The organism is Richelia sinica FACHB-800, from assembly GCF_014698825.1.
In the GTDB taxonomy this organism is placed as follows: Bacteria; Cyanobacteriota; Cyanobacteriia; order Cyanobacteriales; family Nostocaceae; genus FACHB-800.
Genome location: NZ_JACJTT010000057.1, coordinates 1 through 22,857 on the forward strand (window position 1 = coordinate 1; position 22,857 = coordinate 22,857).

Consider the following 22,857-nt stretch of genomic DNA (forward strand, 5'->3'; position numbering starts at 1 on the left):
CGCAGACATAACGGGATGGCATAGGTGCGTACCTGCTTGATGTCCGTTAATTTAAATTAACGGACATCAAGCAGGTACGCACCTATGCCATCCCGTTATGTCTGCGTTAACAAGTTACGATATATCCTTACAGGTTATCATATCTGCATAACAAGTTATTTTTTCGCATAGTAACAAGTTACCATCCTTGCATAACAAGTTATCTTTTCGCGTGGTAACAAGTTAGGTTGTCCAATAACAAGTTACTATCTTTGCATAACAGGTTATCATCCTTGCCTAATAAGTTATGTTTTATCTCACCAGTTATCATTTATCGTCACAAGTTAGTATTTATCTTTACAGCATAACAAGTTAGTTTTTGTATCACAAGTTAGCAGCTATCCTTACAAGTTATTATTTTTAACTTATTTATTAACAAGTTGTAAAAATGCGATCGCATTTTCCCATCTTCACCAGTCCCCAATCATTTATTACTTTATAACTATTTAGTCATGATTTAAGACTTGCCATACTGCGTACCATAGTGGGCTACTACGCGCTTTCAGCGCGGGTTGCCTTAAATGGTTTCTCAGTACAATTTGTATAAAAACATCTCCGGTAACGAAAAAAAGCATAATACTATTTACTGTAGTTTCGTTACACTCCAACTTTTCGTTACATCACCCCAACCGCCCATTTTTAATTATTTGACGGTTTCGTTACAGGTACGCGCTAAAGCAGAACTGGCAAAAACAAACCCTGCTCCGGTACTGGGTAGGGAGGAGGGGATGGAGAGGGAATAGGGGAAGTGGGAGGAGGCAGGGCAGGGGTGAAAACTCACCCCACACCCTCTAAGCTTTGCGTAGCTTGGCTATCATCCCCCTCAGCGCCTCTGTTTGGCAGTTGTTTAAGAATTGCTCAAAGATTGCTCTAACTTCATCCTTAGACTTTTTAACGATTCGCTGAGGGAGTGGGTAGGAGTTTACAAACTTGCGGTAGTCGTTCCATGACATTTCAGCAGATAGACACTTAATTTCCTCAATTAGTGCGGTTGCGTCTGGTTCGCTGGTTTCCACTGCGGACACAACATCAATTACTTGGCTGTCCTCTGGCTCTACTGGTGTAGAGGGTGTTTCATTTTCTGTCTGAGGGTCAACGCTTGCGGTCAACTGTGCAATGGGAGAACCGCCAAATAGAGCGTTTATCGTGGCTTGGTAATTTTCCAGTTCATCAGGGCAAACTTCGCGGATGCTGGCTACTGCTTCCTGTAAAACTTGAATACCACTGATCATCTTACTCTCTACACTTCCTAGCTGCTGTAGAAAGTTCTGGATTTGGCGCTGTTGCTCTTGCAGCGCCTCAATTTGGCTTTGTAGTTCTGCGTAGTTGGACTGCTGAGATTCAATTAACTGAGATAACAACATTTTCGAGATTCCTTATTTAATGAAGCGGTTTAAAAAACTAACAAGTTAGCGTTTCGTGGCGTTTATCGCTTAACCTGTTACTAAGTAACATAACTTGTTATTTTATTTCTGTCAACCAGTTATAACAAGTTAGTAGATAGAAAATCACAATGATTTTTCAAGAATATTTAGAGACTTATCTATAGTTGAGACAAAAAATAAACCCCTTTTCGGGGCTTGTGGTGTGGGGCGATGGGTTTAGTTTCTAAACAGAGACTTCTTAACAACTTCCAAATATTTATCTATGTCCTTGCCACGATTAAACACCGTATACAAGTTGTTAGCATCTTTCTGATTACCCATACCAAACTTATTGTTATGCTGCAAGATTTCATCCTTGTGCTGTTCCATCCAGGCGCTTACAACTTGACCATTAGTACCGCTTAACTGTCTTAGGACAATGTTGGTTATTGCTACCCTGTCACCGTCTCCAGTGGACACTTCATTGTTATAGTCACACAAAGCCATAAAGCAGCGTCTAATTTTTTCCTCTGTTACTCCAGTTTTACGGCTTTTCCACAGTTCCGCGTTACCCATTAACTCTAGTTCCTCTTGGTTTCTGTCTCTTGCTGCTGACTGGTAACTGGTAACAGTTGACTGGTGACTGGTAACAGGTAACTCCTGGCTGCTGACTGCTGACTGTTGACTAATTTGATTCTTGATCAATTCTTCCAACTGCTGAAAACGTGCCTCAAATCTTGCCTCTAGTGCCTCTATATCGCTGTTGGGTGGGGTTTGGGTAGTTTGCTCTTTGAGCATAGTTTCTAATTCCTCTATGCGTGTTTTTTGGCTATTGATAGTTTCTAAATGCTGTTTAGTGGTTTCTTGCGAGTTTTTTAAATGCCCCTGTTGGGTTTTTACAAGTAACTGCAAGTCCTTAATGACTTGTTTATCTGACTCAGAAACTTTTACTAATTCTTGATAGTTAGTTTCTAATTCTGCCAATCTTTCATTATTTTCTGTACCAGGTTTCTGTTGAGAAAGTTCGATTAACTTTTCAAGAGTTTGGGCTTGAGAGATATTGCCAAACTCTTTGCATAGCTTATTGATAGCATCTCTGGTTTCTGGACTGCATTTAATTGTAGTTTGCATGGCTTTTGTAGTTTTAATTACTGGAAATGTTACAGGTTTTTTGGTGAAGTAGTCAGCGTAACCAAGAGTAGTTACAAGGTGGTTTAAATCTTTATCTGTGGGTGTTTCGTTGGTAAAATGTCCAGCTAATTTAGCAGCATGAAGCATTTTAGAACCGAGTGATCCTTTACAATCTCTATCAGTTGCTAAACACAGATAAGCCGCACGTAAAGCCTTACAGTCGTTTTGTTCTTCACTATCTCTAAAATTTAATACTGGTGTTTCTGTATCCTTACCTCCAAAATATTCTTGAACTACTCGACGTAATGAATTACCGCGTCTGTCTTCAATCTTTCTATTTTGGGTAGCGATATCATCTTTAAATTCTGTTTCAATTTCTCTGATAAAATCCTTGGTTAATTCTCTTAATTGATTCAGTTTGTTAATGATGTAATTAGCGGGGTAAAGAGTAGCAATTTTAAATACTGGCTTCTCACCACGCTTTTTACCTTGTCCCTCAAACATTACATGATATTCTTCACCCTTAATCTGAGTGAATTTAGCACGGGCTAAAATCTCATGAGGTCTTCTACCAGTAGCAGCAATTAAACCCACTGCTAACTCATGAGGATTATTGCTTTCTAATAACTTACCTGTTACCTCTAAATAGGTTTCCGGGTTAACTTCTTGACCGTCTCCAGACAATCTATCATTTACCCGTGTAGTAGTGTTTCTGTCTTTCCAATCTTCTTTAGACAAGCCACAAAACCGTAAACAATAATGCTGTAATTCGTGTCCTTTGGGGTTGCCTTCTTTATCAAACTTTTCAACTAAATCAGCGTTTTTACCTTGCTCTAATGGTAAAGATTTAAATTTCTTGTAGAAGCCAACACGACTTAAAACTGTTCCTAAACTGTCTTTGGTGTATGTGGTTTTGAGGTTAATAAATTCGTTAAATGCTTCACAATGTGGCTTTATTTCTTCCAGTGAGTGTAAATCCTTGACTGCCTCAAAAAGTTTGTTTACCTGTTCCTGAACTGCCTTACTCATTGTTTCGACCCCTTTTGTTAACTTGTTACTATCATATCTAACAAGTTAGCTTTATGTCAACTACTTGTTAGGATATATCCTAACAGGATAACTTATAGGGTAAATGCTAACTAGATAAGAGAGTATTATAACAAGTTGCTAGACAAATCCTAACCTGTTAACTTATAGTGTTAACAGGTTAAACAACCTACAAAAAAAGCGGGCTGCTAACCCGCAAGCAAATAAAAGGTTTAAATTATGTCTACTCTAACAGCTTCCACCCAAACCACAAAACCCACGAATGACAAACACGCGGCTAGATTTGATGTTTCTCTTGGCTTGCCTCCATCCAGCACCACGCTAGGCAGTGAATATTTTACTGAGTACCTCAAGGAAGTGGTGAGAACTGGGAAAACACCGTTCTAAGGGCTTCTAACTAACGCTATGATTTGGGAGATTGTTAAAAAAGCTGCTAAACGCATAGGACTTCACAACCCCTCCCTCCACTGGTTACGTCATGGAAACGCTTCACACTCACTAGATAGAGGCGCACCTATTCACCTGGTTAGTCAATCTTTAGGTCATGCCAGCGTTGCTACTACCAGTAGATATTTACACGCTAAACCTAGTGATTGTAGTAGTTTGTATTTGGGGTAATCTTTGCGGGGTAAGGTTTTTAGCCTATCTTGCCCCTAGTGACAGCGATCATTACATCTACTCCTATTTGAAAAATATTTAATTAAAACAAATTTTATTATTCTTTAGTTTATATTCCAATTTCTGTTTGACATTGGGGGTAAGATTGAGAATAGTCACCATTTGATCTAAATTTTCAAATTCTTTTTCTTTTCTTTTATTTATTAGCTTATCAATAGTTATTTGTTTTATACCAGTACCTTTAAAAGCAGTGGTTAATTCCGCTTTGTTTGCTTTATTAACATTGATAGAATCATTTTCTTCTTTAATAGTATCAGTGACAAAAATCCAGTTAACTGTTGGAATATCTAGGGGTACAATTTTATCTGATTGTATGAACCAGATATTTTTAATTTCTAACTTTCTTTGTAAGAGAGTTGGACAAGAAGGGGCAATCATAAAAGCTAAGTCTGAAGGACTCCCATCATATTTAGATGGCTTAAATTTAACATCCTCTAACCATTGACTGAATATATTCAAATGACTACCCAAAAGCTCATAGTTCTTAGCTTCTCCAAAAGCTCTAGCAACAGTATTACCATTGTGCATCAATTCTACATAGCAGTCAAAAGCGTGATTTGCCATAATAGTTGTAGTTGAAACACCTGACAGAGTATATGCTTTTTGGGCTAGAAATTCAGACCATTCTTGCCTACACCGCGACTCAATTAAATTTCGAGCATCTCCTTCAAAAACTTGTTCAGGTGCTTCTTGAAAGTATTTTGCATGAATTTCCAGTATTGCGTTACCGTAGTTTTGACAAAATTCTCTTAATGTTAATGTATTTGTAGAATTTATAGAAATATTCTGAATTTCTTGCCATGCTTGATTAAAGTTTTTATAACCACTATAAGCTCCTTTGATTCGAGAGTTTATTTTTTCTTTAATTATTTCAAATTCATTGTTATAACCCTTATTTAGATTAATTACTAAATTGCCAATAAGGCTTTCAATTACAGAATCTTCGGTTATAAAACTACGAACGTTTTTTGATGTTCCCACTACATACATTAATAGGCGAATTTTTGAATTAAATTTATCAAATGACCTCCTGATTATTTGTTTAAGAGTTAATCTGGTTTCTTGAATTTCATTTGGAAATTCTGCTAAAGCATCTAATTCATCCACAAGATATACAAAAGTAAATTTTGGATCAGCAATTGACACTTTATAAATAACATCAAAAAAGAATTGTTCGTCTATATAATCGAACATGAACTTTTTGAATTTACTATGAAATGGTTTTGATGTTTTTGCAGTTATTAACTCTGAAACTTCTCTACTATCCAAATACTCGTTTAAAATATTTTCAGATACTGATTTAACTGAAGTAGAGAAACCGGAATTATTTAATAACTGCCAAAAGGTTTCAGCTAAAATATGACAATAGAATTTAATACTGAAGTTATCGCCTAATGGTTGTATATCAGAGAGTTGGAATTGAAAAACTATTGAGTGATTTAAAAAAGTTAGTTTAGTTTTAGTTAATTCGTTTAAATAACTTAAAAGAGAAGTTTTACCACTACCAACTAAAGCGGCAACAAATCTAAATGTAAAAAAACCTTCATCAAATGTATGTCTAAGATCATCCTCAAGCAATTGAGTTACATTAGTTATTGTTCTTCCAGATAAACTTCGAGCAGTGGAAGCTTCTCCGTCACTTCCTGGTTGTCGAATAGCACGCTCAATTCTAATATCTTCAAAGAATCCTGTTCCTGAAGCTACTCTTTGAATAAATTCTTTTATATATCTTTTTTTACCTGAATCTTCTGGCATTTTTCACTCAGCCCATTGAATTAGTTCTTCATTTTTTTCGATAACAGCAAAAATTTTACCAGTTGATTTTAGCCTGTTAAAATATTCATCTAATAACACTTGAGAAATAGAATTTATCTTACTAAAATTTTGACAAATTTCTCGACTACTAATAGCAACAACTCCATGTAACTCTTGCTTTCTTCTTTCTGTAAAATATAATTCTTTAAACTTTTCAACAAATGTCTCATAATCAATATCTTCAACATCTGAGGGATTACATGACATTTGTTGTAATAGGTCTATGATAGTATTTATAACTCTTTGACCTTTAACAGTATCAAACCTATACTTAGTTGTTCTAAGTTCAGCTATTAATGTTTCCTTTCCTAAAATGGTAATTGAAAGCCTATTTCTTTTAGGAGACTCAATCAAATGCTGTTTAATTAAATCTTCATAAGTCTTTTCAGCATTATCTTTTAAATCTCTGGGCAGATAAGATTTAACAACGCCTTTGGTTACTGAACCCTCATCAGAATAAGCTTGAACATACAGCAGATAAAGCAGTTGTACTATGGAAAGCTTGGTCATACAATACTTCTAAATTAAATTGTAGAAAAGCAATACTGTGTTACAAGTGTAGAAAAGCAATACTGTGTTACAAGTTAGACAAGTAGAAGCTAAACTCGCATTCTTTGGACTTTTCACTACAGATGCTTTTATTTATACTGTCTTATATATTACTTCTCAATGATTCAGGTCACAACAAACTTTTTCTAATCTTTAAAATAGACTTCAACAGGTTTGTACGAATTTGATACCAAATCTTTTGAAGTCTACTTGTCCACCGTGTCACTGGACAAACTAAAATTGTCCAGTGGTTGAGTTGACAAACTAAGATGGACTATCAAGACACTGAATTAATTAAAATCGCTACTCTACAAGGAAGATACGGTTTAGAGTCAAGACAAGCCGTATATGACAGAATCAATGGACTGGACATAAAACCAGTAGCTAGAGGTAAAATCACCCCTCAGCAACTAGAGCTACTGGACAAACTAGACAAGCATATTAGGGAAGGTGGAGTTATAGCAGATTTCCCCATCCAGCCAGAAGTAGAAGTTGCACCACTTGAAAAACTGGACAACTCACTAGACATACTGGACAACCAACTAGACAACACTGAAAACCTTACCGCTATTAACGTTATGGCTGGTTTGGTTGAAAAGATGATGAGTTATATCGGTAAAAACCAGCGATCGCATTTAGCAGAATATGAGGAACTAGAAAAAGCAGTAGCTCACAAGTGGATACTGAGTACAAGCAAAGTTAAAGAGTTAATTGGTATTACTCCCAGAGTAGGCAAGGATGAAATGACTTTTGTGTGGGGTAGCTTCACCTTTACCAAAGCAGGTAAGTTGGGTAATCAGATGGGGTGGTTGGTTAGTAAAACTTTGGATTGAATCGTCAGACTGTTTCTATCGTTACTTGATATACTCTTGAAAACGTATGACATTTTAACCATAATAAGTTAGTGGAATGGACTGTAGAATTTCATGAAGATTTTGAACCAGAGTTTGATGCTTTGCCCAAAGAGGTGCGAGAGGAGTTACTTGCTACAGCAGAGTTATTAGTAAAATTCGGTTCACAGCTAAACCGTCCTCATGTTGACACTCTCAAAGACTCAAAGTACAGCAACATGAAGGAATTACGTTTTTTTGCTGATGGTGGTGTTTGGCGTGTAGCATTTGCTTTTGACCCAAAAAGACAAGCAATTTTATTGGTAGCTGGTGATAAATCTGGGGTTAGCCAAAAACGTTTTTACAAACAACTCATTAAAAAGGCTGATGCACGGTACAAAGACCATCTTTTAAAATTAAAAGAGGAAGGTTAAAACAATGGGTAAAAGTTTGAGAGATAAAATCCAAGAAATGTCAATAGAAAGCCAAATAAAAATTGAAAAACGCGCTCAAGAATTAATTGCTCTAGAATTAACTAGACAAAAACTTAGACAAGAGAAACTTAAAGTTAGAAAAGGAAAAAGTTTAAAACAACAAAAAGTAATTATATTCAGGAAGATTAACGATAAAGTGTTGGTTTAGTACAAAAACTCTTTCATACTTTTGATACTTCAGAAGTGGTGTGATTACTTTGGGGCGTTCCAAGTAACCTGAATCTCATAAACCCCTGAAGCAGACAGAAGCACGTCTTTAACTCTATACCAATCCATTTCATGTAAAACTATATCTCCACATCTGGGAACCATAAAATACCGCTCGTGCCACAACTTGAAATCTCTAGGTTGGCACGCCCCTGCTGGTATATCAGCAGGTGGATTATAGATAAACTCTATATTGTATGGCTGTGTACTCCTCAGAGTACCAGTCACAGAACTATTCCTAACATAGATAGTCCCAGTAATATCTTCGGGTGGTTGGGAAACTTTGGATATGTTTAGAAGAACAGTTATAACTTCATATAATTGTTTCTCTTGACTCAGATTTAAAAAGTCACCTTTGCTTGGTTTTGCTAACAGATGATAATGCTCAACCCATTGACGTTCACCTCTTGAATCAAAGCAGACAACTTCATAAATGTTCGGATTGTGATTGCTTTCCTCTATCATAACTGTTCTGCAAAAACCATAAACAACTATTAAACGCCAATTTAAACCGAAACAGCTTTTTGATATCAAAATTCAAAACTTGTGCGACAGTGAAAGCGATCGCTATCTGGATGCCATAATCCCTATCTGGCTTAGGCATCCAAATAGGGATTATGAAACACCTGTATCACAAGAAAGCCGCAAGCGATCGCTCTCAACAATACCCGCACTAGCAGATATCACCAACCACGAGCGCCGATGGATTGGCAGTAATATTTCATTGCTGTAGCACCTGGGGAACTACATTTTTAACTTAAATCAACCTCTAGCGGTGTAAACAGTTACTTGCTGGGATAATCAGAGGTATACGTTTTAAGGCAGCGTTATGTCTAACCATTATCCAAGCTTGCTTTTGCTCTTGCTTTTAACTTTTGGTTGCCAGCAACCTCCACTAATCACCAGTCAAACAACTCCCTCGCCAACTGTTCAACTACAGCCACCAACGCCTACACCTCAGCCATCACAAACTCAAGTTAAGTCAGATTACTTTGAAGATGCGCTTAGTAAGGGCACAGGAGCGGCAACAATCACCCAAACATCTCAGTCAAAAGAGGATTGGCAATTGGTAGCAGGATTATGGCAAGAAGCAATAGACCTGCTAAAGTCAGTTCCAAAATCTAGCGCCAATTACACGCTGGCGCAAAATAAAATACCTGAATATCAAAATAATTTAAACTATGCCAACAAAATGGCTGTAAAACCAATACCAACTATCACACCAGAAAAACTTGTTATTGCTGTGGAAACTATTAAACCCAGTCCCGTGAGCCTACCTGTACAGCCACCATCTAAAGTGCCCCAAGTAACGCCGAAAGTCTCACGTACACCAGCGACAAAGAAAGTAGTTTCTTACAATGTTGATGCCTCAGCATCTGCAAAGAAGTTTATGAATAATTATTTTGATGCAATCATCAATAAGGGATATGATGGCACTTCATCATGGTGTGTCTCGACAGAGATTCTTGCATCGTCTCTTTTTTCGCCTGTTAGCGCAAAAATTACGAATATATTTGTCTATCCCGATGCAAGTTTTGCGGATGTTAGGGCAATAATTGAGTCGAGTAACAAAGGAGGTTCTCCGATTAGAGTAGCTTGGGAATTCACTTTGAAAAGAGGTGACACATTGCTTGAGAAACAAGCCCTAAAAGATGGGGATAAATCGCTTTACAAGTATTCAAAGTCTAAAAATGGCGGTTGGTGCTTAGGCAGAATGTCAGGTAATTAGTAGCGAGGTTGCACCAAAGGTGATCAGCCGGTCTAATGAAGATGTGTTTTTAGCTATTTAATCTTGTTTTTATTCCACTCGTATAGACCCCGATGTAGAAAGGTCGTTAAATGAGTCTTTAACGACATCTACAGGTGACAGCATTGATAAGGCAGCAGCCGCACCCAACACCTGCTCATCACTCACTTCTAAATACCTTTGCAATTGTTCTAAGTTCCGGTGTCCTGACAATTCCTGAATTACCCTTAACGGTATGCCAGCGTTACTCATCTGGGTTAAGGCTGTCCTTCTAAAACTGTGGGTACTTACTCCGGTGATTCCTACTTGTTGGCAAGCTTTCCTTAAAATCCGCGCTGCTGAGTCATGGCTGATATGTCCGTTACTCCTACCAGGAAACAGATAATCATCACCTGCTATTCGGTAGTAGTCAGCCAGTAACCGCCGTAAGTCTTCAATTACTGGTATTGAACGTGTGGCCAGTTTCCCCTTGGTGTTTGATTTTCTAATGACAAACTGTGGTCTAACTTGACCTTTGGGTGTGTAAACATCCTCAGTGAGTAGGGTTACACATTCTCTAATCCTACAGGCACTAAACAGGCACACACCAAACAGCATCCGGTCACGGTCGTTATCTAGACCTTGACTAAAAATTAACTGTATTTCTTGCTGTGTCAGAACTTTGGCGCGTCCATGCCTGTTGATTTTCATAACCGACTGTAGACCCCGGTGATCTACAGCTTACAGTTACAGGGTATCTACAGCGGATATGGTTTACTAATTTTATTTTCTAACGCTGCCATATCGTCAAAGCATTTTTAGATAGTTGCCAAAGCCAAAAAAAAAACAAAGTTCTGAAATCATCCCTTTAGTAAAGTCATTACGAATTTGAAATAAATATTTATATGGAAAAATCCCTAGAACACGTTCTAGAGACTCCTAAAAAATTACCCAATAAACTTTGACTAAATCCTTAAATTGCACTAACAGCAATCTTTCTAGCTTTTTTCAACCCAGCTAGAGCTACTAGTGATACCACTGCTACTGGAATCGCTGCTGTTGGTTCAGGAATTGGCTTGACAAGTACGTATGTATTAATGTCTGTGACATCAGTAGTTGCTAGCGCTAAACCATAATCTTGGAGGTAGAGATAAACACGAATTTTTGGTGGAGATGAATTTTCAGGGGAATACCTATAAGCAAATAAAGGGCCTGCACCTCCTAAACTAGTATCGTTGGGAAGACCAAGTGTCCCAGCAACCACAGCTGCAAAGTCAATAGCAAGAGAAAAATTCCCCCACCAAGGCTGTTGAGTCAGTTCAGAGGACAAGCTGTTAAAACTACCTGTTTTTGTCGTTAAATCATAATCAGTTCCGTTCACAGTAAAAATTGCAGCTTTAGCAGAGGAGGCAGTTGTAACAATAGCAACAGCACTACCCATACCTACAACAAATGACAGACAACGTTGATAAATATTCATCCTTCAGATCCCTTAAGAAAATTATTACAGATTAAATCTGTATAAATTACTAGCACTTAGTACACAATACATAAAGTAGATTTCATATATATGTGGTAACTTCATCAAATCTTCATAGTCAATCCACTGCTACTTTTAAAAGCTTTTATTACAGTCATTGCATTTATAACGCTGCTTATCACCTGATTTACCGTTTTTCTTGACATCCACACTGCCACAATGAACACAGGCTATACTCTCACCCTGACTCAATGCTTTAGACTGCCAAGGATGAGTTACAAGCCAAGATTGATGATTATCCAAACTGCCTTCTAGTGCTGGTGGTATTTCTATAAAGTCATATTTCATCCCATCAACCAGCAAGCCCAAGCGGTAATGGTTTTTAACTGGTAAATCTCTGTTGGCTTCGTTCATCCAGTCGCTAACTTTCTGGTAAATGCTAGGAATCTTACTTTTCATATCGCTTGACCATCCCAAATTATCAGCGTGTTTTATCGCTGTACCGATGGCATCACCAATAAACATTAATGAACAATTATTCATTTCATCCCAAGTCCAGCCGTTCTTCCCCACCTCTGAACTTTGACCAATCAGAATTAGTTTCATTTTCCGGTGTCTGATTTCAGTCCAGATTTGCGCTATACCCTGCTTTTGTTTCTTGTCAAAGGTTTTATCGCATTCGTCAAAAATACCCATAACTGGGATATTTTCATTAATGGAAATACCCTCTTTACGCTTGTTAAATTCACCAATAAACAGTTCTAAAACTTTGCTGGCTTCTGTGGGAGACTTGGCGATTTTGGGACACTGCCAATAGTCCTCAAAGCTTCCATGTTGAGGGTCACTTAGCCACAGTTCCCATCCTTCCCAATGGTTGACGTAGTGGCTCAACAGGTTTTTAACAGCGATACCTTTACCACCTCCAGTCCTGGTCATTACTCTCAAGGTTGGTTTTGATTGGTGATATCGCGAGACGATTTCACCAAATTTATTAGATGGTTCTATTAGTCGTCTAACGTCTTCAATGGTTAATTGTTTTTTCTCCTGTTTCTTTAACTCGATTTCCAGAGAAACATAATTAGACCGTTCAGACTGGGAGAATTTAGGAGTGTTTAAACTTCCAGACAGTTCCTTAATCTTGTCTGAGTTGTTTCCATCATTAAGAGTTGCTGTGTCAATAAACCGATTATTCCGGCTTAAATGAAACAGTAGTTTATAACCTGTTTCTGTGCTACTAAAATCAATTGCATCAAGGGTAATTCCTAGCTTTGAAGAATAGTAATTGATAATAGAATTACCTACCCTTGCAGCTTCTGATGTACCTACAAACTGTAAAGGCTTGCTCAATTCATGTAATTTACCATTGAGTGAGATTATCTCGTTTTGCAACTGTGCTAATTCTTGAGACTGGTTTAAACCGTCGTTTACTACTTCGTGAAAATCATTTTTATAGGCAGATATTACCCCATCAGCCACTTGGCTAAATTCTTCTTGAATTGCTTTTAAGTTGCGTGAGTAGTAATCCTTGATTTGTTCAATTTTGGTAGTATGCTCATCCAATGAGATAACGTTGCTTAACTGTTTTTGAAGTTTCTCTACTGCCAATTTATACAGCTTGGCTTTTAGTCCAATCCCTTTGGTAAGTATCTGGTGTTGTACTGCGATACACGCGCTAATTAATTCCTCATTCGTTAACTGGGAGTTATCAGAGATTACACCAATCTGAGCGTTAATACTAACAACATCTTGGTTAAACTCTTGCACTAATGAATTAACATCAATCCCAAACTTTTTAATCAAATAAGGTAAAAGGTTGTTTACTTGACTTTGAACATCTTTGAGACTGTCTCTCAAGGTTTCAACGGCTGCATTAAAATTTATATCTTGAGTGAATACTAATTGTTCCTTAGTGCTTTTCAATTCTGCGGTTAATCTGCCTAAGTCTTGGGATAAATTAACCATTGATTCAGCATAATTATCTCTGTCTTTTATTACCTCTGCTAGTTCCTGGTGTTTGTCTTGTAGCAGCTTAGAAAAATGATTAGTCTCACTTTTTAATGATTCAATTTCGTTCAAAAACTTTTTACACTTCCTATTGCTCACTTTCTGGCTTGCCTGAATAGCCAGAGAGGAACTAGCCAAGCTACCTAAACCAGCACTAATCAGGAATTGGGAGAATTGATTATATGGGGTGAATAGTGCAACAAAACCAGTAAAACTTACACCCAAGCTACCAATTACAAAGCTATTCCTTAGTATTTGAAAGTTCATTTTATCTATCCAATTAATATAAAAGGGTGAATTTATCACCCTGGTTAAATACTTTTAATCAATACTTTCTGATTCGCTCTCAATTGCTCCTATCTTGGCATCAAGTTGGAATTTGGCAAGTTCTACTTGTGCAATTCTAGACTCAATTAATGATAGTTTGGCTTTCCAGTAAGCTTGTCTTAGTGGTGTTTCTGACTTTAATCCTTGTAGTTCAATGTTTTGGTGGGTGAGTTTTTCTTGTGTCTGGTAAAGCTTGGATTGTGCAATTTGGAGGTTAACACCTGCTTTTTGAAAGTCCACTATCTTAGCTTGGGTGTTTATGCCGTCTGTTTGATAAACAATGTTGGCTTGGTTCATCTTTTCGCTGAGAGAACCAGTTTTATAAACATCAGTATTTAGTTGGAGATTTGCACCAATTAACCGCAGTGTTTCCCGCTTTTCAGAGATAGATTGAATCGCTTTATCAGCATCTACTTTGGTAACTCTGGGTAAGATGGAGGAATCAGAAAATAAATCTTTGGCTAGATAATCATCCGGGTTAAAAACTAAAGGTTGGTGATTGCTTTCAGTTGTACTGTGTGGATTATTTTTAGTATTCTCTGAAGACACACCAACCGAATCTCTAAGTTTATCTTGTGTTGTTTGTAGCTTGGTTTTGGGCATAGAATTGAGGAGTAAATGAGACACATCTTATTGTGGGGATATCTGGCAGATATCCCTTTTATTCTCTGGAGAAATTAATCAAGATTAATTTGCTGTATCTAACTGTTTCTTGGCTTCTATTGCTGCCATTTCTTCAGAGTATTGAACATTAACAATTGCTTCCCATACTTCTGATAATGCCTGAATAGCATCACCCAAAGTTAAATCATTGGTGGTGTCAAAGTATTGTGACTGTTGTAATTTTTGGTATTGTTCCGAGGCTAAAACCATCTTAAGTGTTTCTTCTGTGCCTCTAAGAATGGTTTTGATTTGCTCAGTGCTGAGGTTAGCCATAAGGTAAAATCCTGGTGTAAATAATCTTAATGCTGCCTTGCTTCTCTAGTAAGGCAGTTTCATTAGTGGGTGTTGCAGTAGTCGCCACAGAGTAGGGTGTTAATAGCTAGAGCTAAGACGTTGTTTACACGGTCAAATATCAAAATCATCTGTATCATCCTCAAGTGGGGTAAACAGTCGCGCTATGCCCTCTAAAACAGCGTTAACGAGGTCTAAGGGTAAAAGTAGGTTAATCCTGGGCTTGGGCTGGTAACGTGCCTTTAATCGCTTGATTTGGGCTTCTATTTCGATTAGCTGCTGATAGTTAACCCCTTTCCCAGTTCCAAGCTGAGGCGGTCAACTTCTGAGGCTAAATCAGGTTCTAAGTCTGGTAAGTCGGGACTAGCAACTGCACTACCAAAACCACGTAAAGCATCAAATACTTGGTTTCTGGTGTCTATCCGGCTTTCTTGTAGTTGCTGTACTAGTTGGGCATCACGGGACTGTTTATTTTGGGTAATTTGTTGGTTTCTGAATTGAAGGATTAGATCCGCCAACTGGACATCTTCTTTAACTGTGGCTACAAGTTCATCTAGAGAAGTAATCGCGGTTGACCCGTTGGCAGATTGCTGAGGTTGGGAAGTTGGGACAGATGGGGTAGATGCCACTATGTCAGAATTTTGGGGCTTTTGAGGCTGTTCTGTGGCTGTTCCTTGTGCTGGCTGTATTGCTTGCTGGGTAATGTTTTCAGCTTTTTCTGTGGTTTGAGGTAGTGCTTTAGATGTGGATGTGATGGAGGTAGCCACAGACTTAGCCAACTCAGCATCAACAGTTTTGGTGCTGTCTGCATTGTCTTGATATTGCATTAACTCAAGCCTGAAGATTTGCTCATTTATGCCTTGAGATTGGCAAAAATTGGCAATATTTACGCTGTTGGGATCAATTGTTGCGGTTTTAGCGGTTCTACGTGCTGGCATGGTTTGATTTTCCTTTGTTTAGCGTTTAATGTCTGTAAACCAGGGGTGATTTAATCGGACTTCGAGAATTTTTAGCTCAATCTCTGGGCTGAATGTTGGCGGTTGTGGGGGTAGGGGCTTCTGTGGCTTGCGTTTTATTTTTCTCATGCTGCTAGTTTGTTTAGGTTTCTAAGTGCGTTCTGATACGTATATCTTGAGTAGAGATTCGGGTTATTTTTAATCCCAAGTTTTACCCGTTCTGCTGTTTTCAACTTGCTAAACTCTCTACCCAACCTCGATAAAACCCAACACTGGTAAGGGTTTAAAGGGCTTTCACTGTCGTAACTTCCATCTGATAGCTTGGGATAGCTTTCTCTAAACGGTTTGATATAGAAAAAGGCTAATTTACACCATCGAATTACTGAATCTCTGGAAACTCCTAGCAATTCAGTTAGTTCAGACTTGGTGAGGCAGTAGTCAGTAAATAGGTCATGGCTGCAAGCCGCATTATTACGTCGTTTTCGTGGCATCTTTCAATAATTTGACTCCTATCGTTCTTAATCTTTCACTTATTGAGCATATATCTATCAGGTTATCTTTTACAGCGTCAGACTTAATCGCTGTAATCCTTATCTGGTAAGGTGTTTAGTCGGTTATTTGACTGGAATTAATCGGTTATCTGTGAAAGTTTGTTGTCTGATATTTTTAATTTAGCTCATATATTCGAGTAGATGAATATTCGACTATTTGTATATCTGATAATAGCCGTAGTGATATATAATCTATTCTCATATTTGAATAGTCAAGTATAAGAGTATAATTATAGGTTGAGGTTGTTTATGAAAAAAGTTATGGTTTGTCGTTTAAAAAATTACATGGAAGAAAAACAGATCAATATTGCCCAACTAGCTAGAGAAGTAGGAATAACAGAGAATGCTGTAAGAGGTTATGCCAAAAACACTTTTAACCGTATTGACTGCCAAGTGGCCATTAAACTTTGTGATTACTTTGGCGTAAGTATTGGTGAGATGTTCCAAATAAGAGAAGTGAATAACGAGTTAGTTTAGAGCTATCGCACTTCCCGACCAACCGAACCATGAAAACTAAACAAGTATCTATGATTGATTAAAGTCTATGATATGTATATATAATTTTCTATGATAAGAGGTACAACAATAAACCATAGAGCATTGTCTATGGTTACGATAAGTTTTTATATAGGGATATAGTAGGACTATTCTAGATTGTATATTTATCCACTAACAGAAAAACAATGCTATTAATGGAATATTGGTAAAAAAAAGGCTAATGCTCGTGCAACCTTTTTTATACAGTATCTTTCATTTTGCTGAGGGAAAGAAACCGGGTTAAGGTCTGGAAAACCTAAACCAAAAGCCGACAAACATTAGGCTTACTTACAAATAATAAAAATCTTTCCCCCATCATATCATATTGTTTCAACTTGTGTCAGGTCAAAACTTAGAACAACCTGAAACAACTTGAAACAGAAAATAGATACTTAAAAAAAATAGGAAGTGCGGGTTGTTCAAGCAGTAAAAAGGCAACCCTGAATGAATATTATTATATCGCTATCTAGTGATAAAGTCAACAAATGTCGAAAGTGTGGTCATGAGTTATTTAACGTAATTCCCAGAGAAAACCCAATACCGCACGCTGCTGATGTAAGATGTGCTAATTGTGGGCATTTTCACAAATTTTTAGGCAAAAAAGAATTTAATCAACTGAATAAAGGGGAGGCTGCATAATGTTGTTATCCCCTTCACTAGCTTTCAACTTTTGCCTGTTAGAAAACCTTGTCAACATCTTCCAGGTTGCATATCTGACAAAATGCTTCTCTAGACTCAATAGACTAAAAGCCAGCATCAAAAAACGTCAGCAGTTCCAAGAGTTGAAGGAACAGACAGAAACTAAAAATACACAACCGTTACCACAGGCAACTATCCCACAGAAGCCAGATCATATTGATCAACGTCACTGGGAAGAATTGACCATTGGAAGTGCGATCGCTCCTGAACTAGCAGCATTAAATATTAAATCCATCCCTGGTATTTCAGTTTATGAATATCTTTGCTATGCCTTGCCAGCGAACCAAAGGTTAAATACTGGTAGATTAAACACTTTTTGGATGAGACGTTATGAGGAGTTAACCAGAGGTAGAGCTTGGGTGAGTAACACCATTACCCGTGACATCTCAGGTAATGTTAACAACAGTGAATGGTGTTGTCTCAAAGCTGATTACCCAAGGCAGGATGAGGATGGAAAAATCATTAAATATGAACATCCTGCGAAAACAAATACACAATGCTTTTTAGCTAGAGTAAGTCCCCAAGTATGGGAAAAAATAGCGGCTAAAGCTGGTGTACCACTTCCAGAAAATTACCAGGATGTTTTGATTAATCCTGGACTTTTCTGGACTTGGGTAATTGAAAACTCTGTAACGCTTGTCTTTGTAGAAGGACTAAAAAAAGCACTAGCTATGTTAACGGCTGGCTATGCTGCAATTGGTTTTCCAGGCATTTCCAACGTTATTAGACAGCCTAAGAACGAGCATAAAGAAAAAGTAGGGCATCCTCACCCCATCCCAGAATTAGACCAATTTTTAAGAGGTAGTAGCAAGATAATTTTGGCTTTTGATAGTGATACCAAAAGAAGCTCAAAACGTAACGTTAACAATGCTATTGAAAGAACGGGTAAAGTTTTACAGTTCGCTGGTTGTTCTGTTAAAGTCGCCACTTGGGCAACTGCACTAGGTAAAGGTTTGGATGATGTTTTAGTTGCACTCGGAGAAGAAGCAATAGACGGTATTTATAAAAATGCTATTGACTTCCCAGTGTGGCAAACTAACAGACTAAAACAATTAACCTATGTTCCTGACATAGTTTTAAATCAAAAATATCTAACCAATCGAGATGACAAAGGTAAATTAACACCTGCTTTTAAATTACCTTTAATCTGGCAATTCTTAGCTTTAAAATGTCATAAAGGTGGAAGTAAATCAGGCTATATAAGTACACTTATTTCACCCTTAATTAGAAGTGGTGAAAGAAAAGCATTGCTACTTACTCATAGGGTATCTTTGGGTAAAGCATTGTGTGAATCCTTTGGATTAAATTACATTCATGATAATGATGATGATGCAGAATTAAAGGGCTATCATCTGGGGTTATGTTTTGATAGTTTGCACAGGATTAACCCTCAAGATTGGAAAGGAGCATATTTAATTATTGACGAATTACAGCAATTCATCTGGCACGCTTTGAGTAGTAAGCCTTGTGTAAGTCGAAGGGTGGAATTGCTTAAAAAGCTTAAAGAATTAATCAATGTAATTGTAGAATCAGATGGAAAAATAATTGTTGCTGATGCTGACTTGCGAGATGATGGGCTTGATTTTATTTGTGGTTTGTCTAACAAAGAAATTAAACCTTATTTAGTAGTTAACTACTATGTGAGAGATGAGAAAGACTCTTGGAAAATCTACAACTACAATGATAAGAATGCCGATAGAATCATTGATAAATTGGTAGAAAAGTTAAAAGCAGGTGAGAGAGTTTTATTATGTGATTCTGGACAAAGAGAAAAATCAAAATATGGTACTACAGTTGTTGAAAAATTAATCAATAAGCTGTTACCCGACGTTAAGACTCTAAGAGTTGATAGAGTAACTTTAGGAACTCTTAATCATCCTGCTAACGGTTGTCTAGATAGCTTTTATGAAACTATACAAAATTATCAATTAGTGCTAACCAGTCCATCTGTTGAGACGGGTGTTAGTTGGGATTTTGAATATTTTGATTGTGTTTTCGGGATCTTTAATGGTACGCATACCTGCGACGGTATCAGACAACATTTATCAAGATATCGCAAGCCAGTTGACCGCTATATCTACATCAACAAAAATGGTGATGCTAGACAGAAAATTGGTAATGGTTCGACCAATGTTAAGCAACTCTTAGCAGGTGAGTATAGGAAAAATGATAAAAACATTACTGCATTATCAGCGTTAGGGTTTGATAAAGAACTAGATGATGGTTTGGACAGCATTTTTATCAATACTTGGGCTGTTAATGGGGTGATTTTAAATGATACGTTCTCAAAATATCGTTACCTCACATTGGAAGATTTAAAAGCAGAAGGGCATCAAGTTATTAATGTAGATGCTGATGATGATTTTGAGCCAATTAACATTACCAAAGTCAGAGATGAGGTTTATGATGATTACTGCCAAAAAGTTGAAGCTGCTAAAGACATTACTGAGGATGATATCAAGACTTTAGAGCAGAAAAAAGCAATATCAGAACAGCAACGCTATGAGATAGATAAAGCCAAACTTGCTAAAGTCTACCAAATTCCTGTAACGGCTGATTTAGTAAGAAAAAATGATGAAGGCTGGCAACCACAAATTAAGCTACATCATTTATTACTAAACAAAGATAGTTTGGAACGTCAAGAGTTAAACATAGTTGAGTCAAGCCATAAGAGGGGTAAAGGTCAAAGAGCTATTTGGGATGATAATAAATCTTTCTCAATCCGTAAAGTTTGGGCATTGCTTGAGATTGGTTTCTTGGAACTGCTAAATACTACCGGACTTTACGAAAATCACCCACTAGCAGTTAAGTTTGGGAACGGTGTAAGAGCTAATTTGAAAGACTTAAAACTGTTTATCTGTGACTTTAGTGAGAAGGATAAAAAAGAACCTAGCAATATGTTTGTTATCCGTAAGGCACTTAGTCTAATTGGTTACAAAATACCTCAAATTAAACAGAAGCGAATAGATGGGGAATTAGCCTGGATTCATGGCTGTCCTGCTCCTGACTTTGAAACCACTACAACCACATCAAAGAACGGGAAAGAGCGCAAAAAACTTGTACTGGACGCTAACGGTGAAGCTATCCCCATCTGGGATGGACGTGACCAAGTTTTTGCAGCTTGGAAAGCTAAAGAGCAGGAACAAATAGTTAGGGAACAAGAAATTTTAGCGCAGTTTCGGATACCCTCTGAGTTACTACCTATTATGTCTAGAGAAGTCCAGAATAAAAACTACTCTGGTACTCGGAAATGGTTTGAAAAAGCACTATCACAAGCTATCAAGAGCAGCAATTACTGGGAAGTGGTAGCAGTAGTTGAGAAGCTAGAAAGTGTTGTTGTGAAACCTGACAACTTAGGGCATCTGACGGCTGATCAGAGTACACATAATGCAGCTATTCAAGAGATTCTAAAAGACGTGATTGGTTCTAATTTTGAAGCTATCAAAATTTTGCAAACCTCACAAAGTAAATGGCATGAAGGACACAGACAATTATTAACATTTAACAACTCTGTAGCAACTACGGAACAAGAAAAACACTTAGTACAACCACAATCACAGTCACAAGCACGCAACCCTGAGAGGAAACTTACCAGGGATGTTAACAAGGAGAAACTAGAGTTTGAAACAGAAGCCAAGAGAATTAAAAATCTAATTCTGAATTTTGGTAATAAAGAAAATATCGGATTAGCGTATCAAGCTATTAAAGATTGGGGAATAAAAATGAAAGCAGAAATTGAGAAGTTTTTAGATAGCTTCTCTAATATAAAAATGCCACAAGGTTTCAATGAAGCTGTAGAAACTTATTATAAACTCTGGGAGGATTGCGGGTGATTGATTATGAGCAAATCGCAAAATAGCTTAGAGAAACTTGGCAGGAGCTAATACCTTTCTATGAGGCTTTAGCCGATATTTACAGCAAGCTGAAGCTTCCAGATAAGGCAAATAGAGCAATGGATAAGGCTAATTTTGCAAGGGATAAGTTAAATAAGATAGAAAGCAAGAATACAAAAGTTTAGGCATTAATTTTTTAATGTCATAAAATAGGCATAAGCGAGAAATATTCTAATTTTTATGACATTTTATGCCCAAAACCAAAACCACAGAAAAATTACAAACTTTTGAGCTATTCCGTAAAGGTATAAAAATTAAAGATATAGAAAATACATCCTCAGTCAGTCGGAAGACGTTATATAGATGGTGGGATGAGTTTCAAGCAAATAATGAACCATCTACCCAAGAGAACAAAGAAGATGCTATAGAAGCCAAAATAGAGGCAATTAAGAGTGAATCTAATAAAGCTGTTAGTGATGCAGAAATAAACCCTATAGACTGGATAAATTTTGCCAGTGAGCAGTCCTTAGAGGGATGTGTTTGTAATGGATTGATAAGGAAGAAATTATCAGAACTGATGCTATGTGAATTGAATCAGCCGGATATTAATTATCGTGCTGTTTCTGCTCTTAGCAGTTCAATAAACATTCACTCAAGGCTTGAGAGAGAGTTTGGTCTATATGACTTAGTTCTCAATCCTCAAAAAGCTATAGCGACCGTTGAGAAACACGGGTACATCATAAACAACCCAGCCGAACCAGAAACTAGGGAAGACTTCGATTTTAAAAATATGACTCCAGAGGAATTAGCCAGAGAATATAAGCAATTGCTAGAGGCTAGTTAGAGCGATCGCCCTCCTCCCTCCCATCCCCTATTCCCTACCTAGTGCATGAGGTAGGGTTTATTTTTGTCAGTTCTGCTTTAGCGCGTGCCTGTAACGAAACCCGCAAATAATTAAAAATGGGCGGTTGGGGTGATGTAACGAAAAGTTGGAGTGTAACGAAACTACAGTAAATAGTATTATGCTTTTTTTCGTTACCGGAGATGTTTTTATACAAATTGTACTGAGAAACCATTTAAGGCAACCCGCGCTGAAAGCGCGTAGTAGCCCACTATGGTACGCAGTATGGCAAGTCTTAAATCATGACTAAATAGTTATAAAGTAATAAATGATTGGGGACTGGTGAAGATGGGAAAATGCGATCGCATTTTTACAACTTGTTAATAAATAAGTTAAAAATAATAACTTGTAAGGATAGCTGCTAACTTGTGATACAAAAACTAACTTGTTATGCTGTAAAGATAAATACTAACTTGTGACGATAAATGATAACTGGTGAGATAAAACATAACTTATTAGGCAAGGATGATAACCTGTTATGCAAAGATAGTAACTTGTTATTGGACAACCTAACTTGTTACCACGCGAAAAGATAACTTGTTATGCAAGGATGGTAACTTGTTACTATGCGAAAAAATAACTTGTTATGCAGATATGATAACCTGTAAGGATATATCGTAACTTGTTAACGCAGACATAACGGGATGGCATAGGTGCGTACCTGCTTGATGTCCGTTAATTTAAATTAACGGACATCAAGCAGGTACGCACCTATGCCATCCCGTTATGTCTGCG

20 protein-coding genes and 1 pseudogene are annotated in these 22,857 nt (G+C 37.3%); 10 read left to right on the top strand and 11 right to left on the bottom strand.

What is annotated here, in order from left to right; genetic code table 11:
* Positions 1 to 830 precede the first annotated feature (830 nt).
* Positions 831 to 1,403, bottom strand: coding sequence for a hypothetical protein (locus H6G73_RS22935; protein WP_190608650.1), 573 nt, complete (start codon positions 1,401 to 1,403; stop codon positions 831 to 833).
* A 237-nt stretch (positions 1,404 to 1,640) separates the two neighbouring features.
* Entirely contained in the window at positions 1,641 to 3,563 is a 1,923-nt protein-coding gene (locus H6G73_RS22940) for a protelomerase family protein (RefSeq protein WP_190608652.1), read from the bottom strand.
* Positions 3,564 to 3,800: 237 nt separating this feature from the next.
* Between H6G73_RS22940 and H6G73_RS22945 the strand changes: the two genes are divergently transcribed.
* Both H6G73_RS22945 and H6G73_RS22950 read left to right on the top strand, forming a co-directional pair.
* Complete coding sequence (locus H6G73_RS22945; RefSeq protein WP_190608654.1) at positions 3,801 to 3,968, top strand: hypothetical protein; 168 nt, start codon at positions 3,801 to 3,803, stop codon at positions 3,966 to 3,968.
* An 18-nt stretch (positions 3,969 to 3,986) separates the two neighbouring features.
* Positions 3,987 to 4,199 (top strand): site-specific integrase, encoded by a 213-nt coding sequence (locus H6G73_RS22950; protein WP_190608656.1) that lies wholly within the window; start codon positions 3,987 to 3,989, stop codon positions 4,197 to 4,199.
* A gap of 78 nt (positions 4,200 to 4,277) precedes the next feature.
* Here the strand turns inward: H6G73_RS22950 and H6G73_RS22955 are convergent, their stop codons facing one another.
* Both H6G73_RS22955 and H6G73_RS22960 read right to left on the bottom strand, forming a co-directional pair.
* Positions 4,278 to 6,014 (bottom strand): hypothetical protein, encoded by a 1,737-nt coding sequence (locus H6G73_RS22955; RefSeq protein ID WP_190608657.1) that lies wholly within the window; start codon positions 6,012 to 6,014, stop codon positions 4,278 to 4,280.
* A gap of 3 nt (positions 6,015 to 6,017) precedes the next feature.
* Positions 6,018 to 6,584, bottom strand: a complete 567-nt coding sequence (locus tag H6G73_RS22960; RefSeq protein ID WP_190608659.1) for a hypothetical protein — start codon at positions 6,582 to 6,584, stop codon at positions 6,018 to 6,020.
* Between the two features lie 308 nt (positions 6,585 to 6,892).
* On the opposite strand from H6G73_RS22960, the gene H6G73_RS22965 reads away from it, so the two are divergent.
* The 3 genes from H6G73_RS22965 (at position 6,893) to H6G73_RS22975 (ending at position 8,095) form a co-directional block, all read left to right on the top strand.
* Positions 6,893 to 7,456, top strand: a complete 564-nt coding sequence (locus H6G73_RS22965) for a hypothetical protein (protein WP_190608661.1) — start codon at positions 6,893 to 6,895, stop codon at positions 7,454 to 7,456.
* 71 nt (positions 7,457 to 7,527) lie between these two features.
* Positions 7,528 to 7,887: a type II toxin-antitoxin system RelE/ParE family toxin gene (locus tag H6G73_RS22970; protein ID WP_190608663.1), complete on the top strand. Its 360-nt coding sequence runs from the start codon at positions 7,528 to 7,530 to the stop codon at positions 7,885 to 7,887.
* 4 nt (positions 7,888 to 7,891) lie between these two features.
* Positions 7,892 to 8,095 (top strand): hypothetical protein, encoded by a 204-nt coding sequence (locus H6G73_RS22975; protein ID WP_190608664.1) that lies wholly within the window; start codon positions 7,892 to 7,894, stop codon positions 8,093 to 8,095.
* A 44-nt stretch (positions 8,096 to 8,139) separates the two neighbouring features.
* Here H6G73_RS22975 and H6G73_RS22980 read toward each other — a convergent pair whose 3' ends face one another.
* Positions 8,140 to 8,619, bottom strand: a complete 480-nt coding sequence (locus tag H6G73_RS22980; protein ID WP_190608666.1) for a hypothetical protein — start codon at positions 8,617 to 8,619, stop codon at positions 8,140 to 8,142.
* 79 nt (positions 8,620 to 8,698) lie between these two features.
* Between H6G73_RS22980 and H6G73_RS22985 the strand changes: the two genes are divergently transcribed.
* Entirely contained in the window at positions 8,699 to 8,887 is a 189-nt protein-coding gene (locus H6G73_RS22985) for a hypothetical protein (protein ID WP_190608667.1), read from the top strand.
* A 96-nt stretch (positions 8,888 to 8,983) separates the two neighbouring features.
* Positions 8,984 to 9,883, top strand: a complete 900-nt coding sequence (locus tag H6G73_RS22990; protein WP_190608670.1) for a hypothetical protein — start codon at positions 8,984 to 8,986, stop codon at positions 9,881 to 9,883.
* Positions 9,884 to 9,952: 69 nt separating this feature from the next.
* Here H6G73_RS22990 and H6G73_RS22995 read toward each other — a convergent pair whose 3' ends face one another.
* The 6 genes and pseudogenes from H6G73_RS22995 to H6G73_RS23020 form a co-directional block, all read right to left on the bottom strand.
* Positions 9,953 to 10,591 (bottom strand): tyrosine-type recombinase/integrase, encoded by a 639-nt coding sequence (locus tag H6G73_RS22995; protein ID WP_190608671.1) that lies wholly within the window; start codon positions 10,589 to 10,591, stop codon positions 9,953 to 9,955.
* Positions 10,592 to 10,853: 262 nt separating this feature from the next.
* Positions 10,854 to 11,360, bottom strand: a complete 507-nt coding sequence (locus H6G73_RS23000; RefSeq protein ID WP_190608673.1) for a hypothetical protein — start codon at positions 11,358 to 11,360, stop codon at positions 10,854 to 10,856.
* Between the two features lie 138 nt (positions 11,361 to 11,498).
* Positions 11,499 to 11,600, bottom strand: a pseudogene (locus H6G73_RS24630) (transposase); the annotation flags it as partial.
* A gap of 2,085 nt (positions 11,601 to 13,685) precedes the next feature.
* Entirely contained in the window at positions 13,686 to 14,294 is a 609-nt protein-coding gene (locus H6G73_RS23010; RefSeq protein WP_190608676.1) for a hypothetical protein, read from the bottom strand.
* 84 nt (positions 14,295 to 14,378) lie between these two features.
* The gene (locus H6G73_RS23015; RefSeq protein ID WP_190608678.1) at positions 14,379 to 14,627 is read right to left on the bottom strand and encodes a hypothetical protein; all 249 of its coding nucleotides are present in this window, start codon (positions 14,625 to 14,627) and stop codon (positions 14,379 to 14,381) included.
* 290 nt (positions 14,628 to 14,917) lie between these two features.
* Entirely contained in the window at positions 14,918 to 15,583 is a 666-nt protein-coding gene (locus H6G73_RS23020) for a hypothetical protein (protein WP_190608680.1), read from the bottom strand.
* An 818-nt stretch (positions 15,584 to 16,401) separates the two neighbouring features.
* On the opposite strand from H6G73_RS23020, the gene H6G73_RS23025 reads away from it, so the two are divergent.
* The 3 genes from H6G73_RS23025 (at position 16,402) to H6G73_RS23035 (ending at position 22,065) form a co-directional block, all read left to right on the top strand.
* Positions 16,402 to 16,629 carry a helix-turn-helix domain-containing protein gene (locus tag H6G73_RS23025; RefSeq protein ID WP_190608682.1) on the top strand — a complete coding sequence of 76 codons (228 nt, stop codon included), beginning with the start codon at positions 16,402 to 16,404 and terminating at the stop codon, positions 16,627 to 16,629.
* A 1,118-nt stretch (positions 16,630 to 17,747) separates the two neighbouring features.
* Positions 17,748 to 21,221: a plasmid replication protein, CyRepA1 family gene (locus H6G73_RS23030; RefSeq protein WP_190608684.1), complete on the top strand. Its 3,474-nt coding sequence runs from the start codon at positions 17,748 to 17,750 to the stop codon at positions 21,219 to 21,221.
* Positions 21,222 to 21,471: 250 nt separating this feature from the next.
* Positions 21,472 to 22,065 carry a helix-turn-helix domain-containing protein gene (locus H6G73_RS23035; RefSeq protein WP_190608686.1) on the top strand — a complete coding sequence of 198 codons (594 nt, stop codon included), beginning with the start codon at positions 21,472 to 21,474 and terminating at the stop codon, positions 22,063 to 22,065.
* The last annotated feature ends 792 nt before the right edge of the window (positions 22,066 to 22,857 follow it).

Bases quoted from the DNA above. Each gene is read 5' to 3' on its own strand.
- H6G73_RS22935 (WP_190608650.1), bottom strand. From the start codon at position 1,403: ATGTTGTTATCTCAGTTAATTGAATCTCAGCAGTCCAACTACGCAGAA.
- H6G73_RS22940 (WP_190608652.1), bottom strand. From the start codon at position 3,563: ATGAGTAAGGCAGTTCAGGAACAGGTAAACAAACTTTTTGAGGCAGTC.
- H6G73_RS22945 (WP_190608654.1), top strand. From the start codon at position 3,801: ATGTCTACTCTAACAGCTTCCACCCAAACCACAAAACCCACGAATGAC.
- H6G73_RS22950 (WP_190608656.1), top strand. From the start codon at position 3,987: ATGATTTGGGAGATTGTTAAAAAAGCTGCTAAACGCATAGGACTTCAC.
- H6G73_RS22955 (WP_190608657.1), bottom strand. From the start codon at position 6,014: ATGCCAGAAGATTCAGGTAAAAAAAGATATATAAAAGAATTTATTCAA.
- H6G73_RS22960 (WP_190608659.1), bottom strand. From the start codon at position 6,584: ATGACCAAGCTTTCCATAGTACAACTGCTTTATCTGCTGTATGTTCAA.
- H6G73_RS22965 (WP_190608661.1), top strand. From the start codon at position 6,893: ATGGACTATCAAGACACTGAATTAATTAAAATCGCTACTCTACAAGGA.
- H6G73_RS22975 (WP_190608664.1), top strand. From the start codon at position 7,892: ATGGGTAAAAGTTTGAGAGATAAAATCCAAGAAATGTCAATAGAAAGC.
- H6G73_RS22980 (WP_190608666.1), bottom strand. From the start codon at position 8,619: ATGATAGAGGAAAGCAATCACAATCCGAACATTTATGAAGTTGTCTGC.
- H6G73_RS22990 (WP_190608670.1), top strand. From the start codon at position 8,984: ATGTCTAACCATTATCCAAGCTTGCTTTTGCTCTTGCTTTTAACTTTT.
- H6G73_RS22995 (WP_190608671.1), bottom strand. From the start codon at position 10,591: ATGAAAATCAACAGGCATGGACGCGCCAAAGTTCTGACACAGCAAGAA.
- H6G73_RS23000 (WP_190608673.1), bottom strand. From the start codon at position 11,360: ATGAATATTTATCAACGTTGTCTGTCATTTGTTGTAGGTATGGGTAGT.
- H6G73_RS23010 (WP_190608676.1), bottom strand. From the start codon at position 14,294: ATGCCCAAAACCAAGCTACAAACAACACAAGATAAACTTAGAGATTCG.
- H6G73_RS23015 (WP_190608678.1), bottom strand. From the start codon at position 14,627: ATGGCTAACCTCAGCACTGAGCAAATCAAAACCATTCTTAGAGGCACA.
- H6G73_RS23020 (WP_190608680.1), bottom strand. From the start codon at position 15,583: ATGCCAGCACGTAGAACCGCTAAAACCGCAACAATTGATCCCAACAGC.
- H6G73_RS23025 (WP_190608682.1), top strand. From the start codon at position 16,402: ATGAAAAAAGTTATGGTTTGTCGTTTAAAAAATTACATGGAAGAAAAA.
- H6G73_RS23035 (WP_190608686.1), top strand. From the start codon at position 21,472: ATGCCCAAAACCAAAACCACAGAAAAATTACAAACTTTTGAGCTATTC.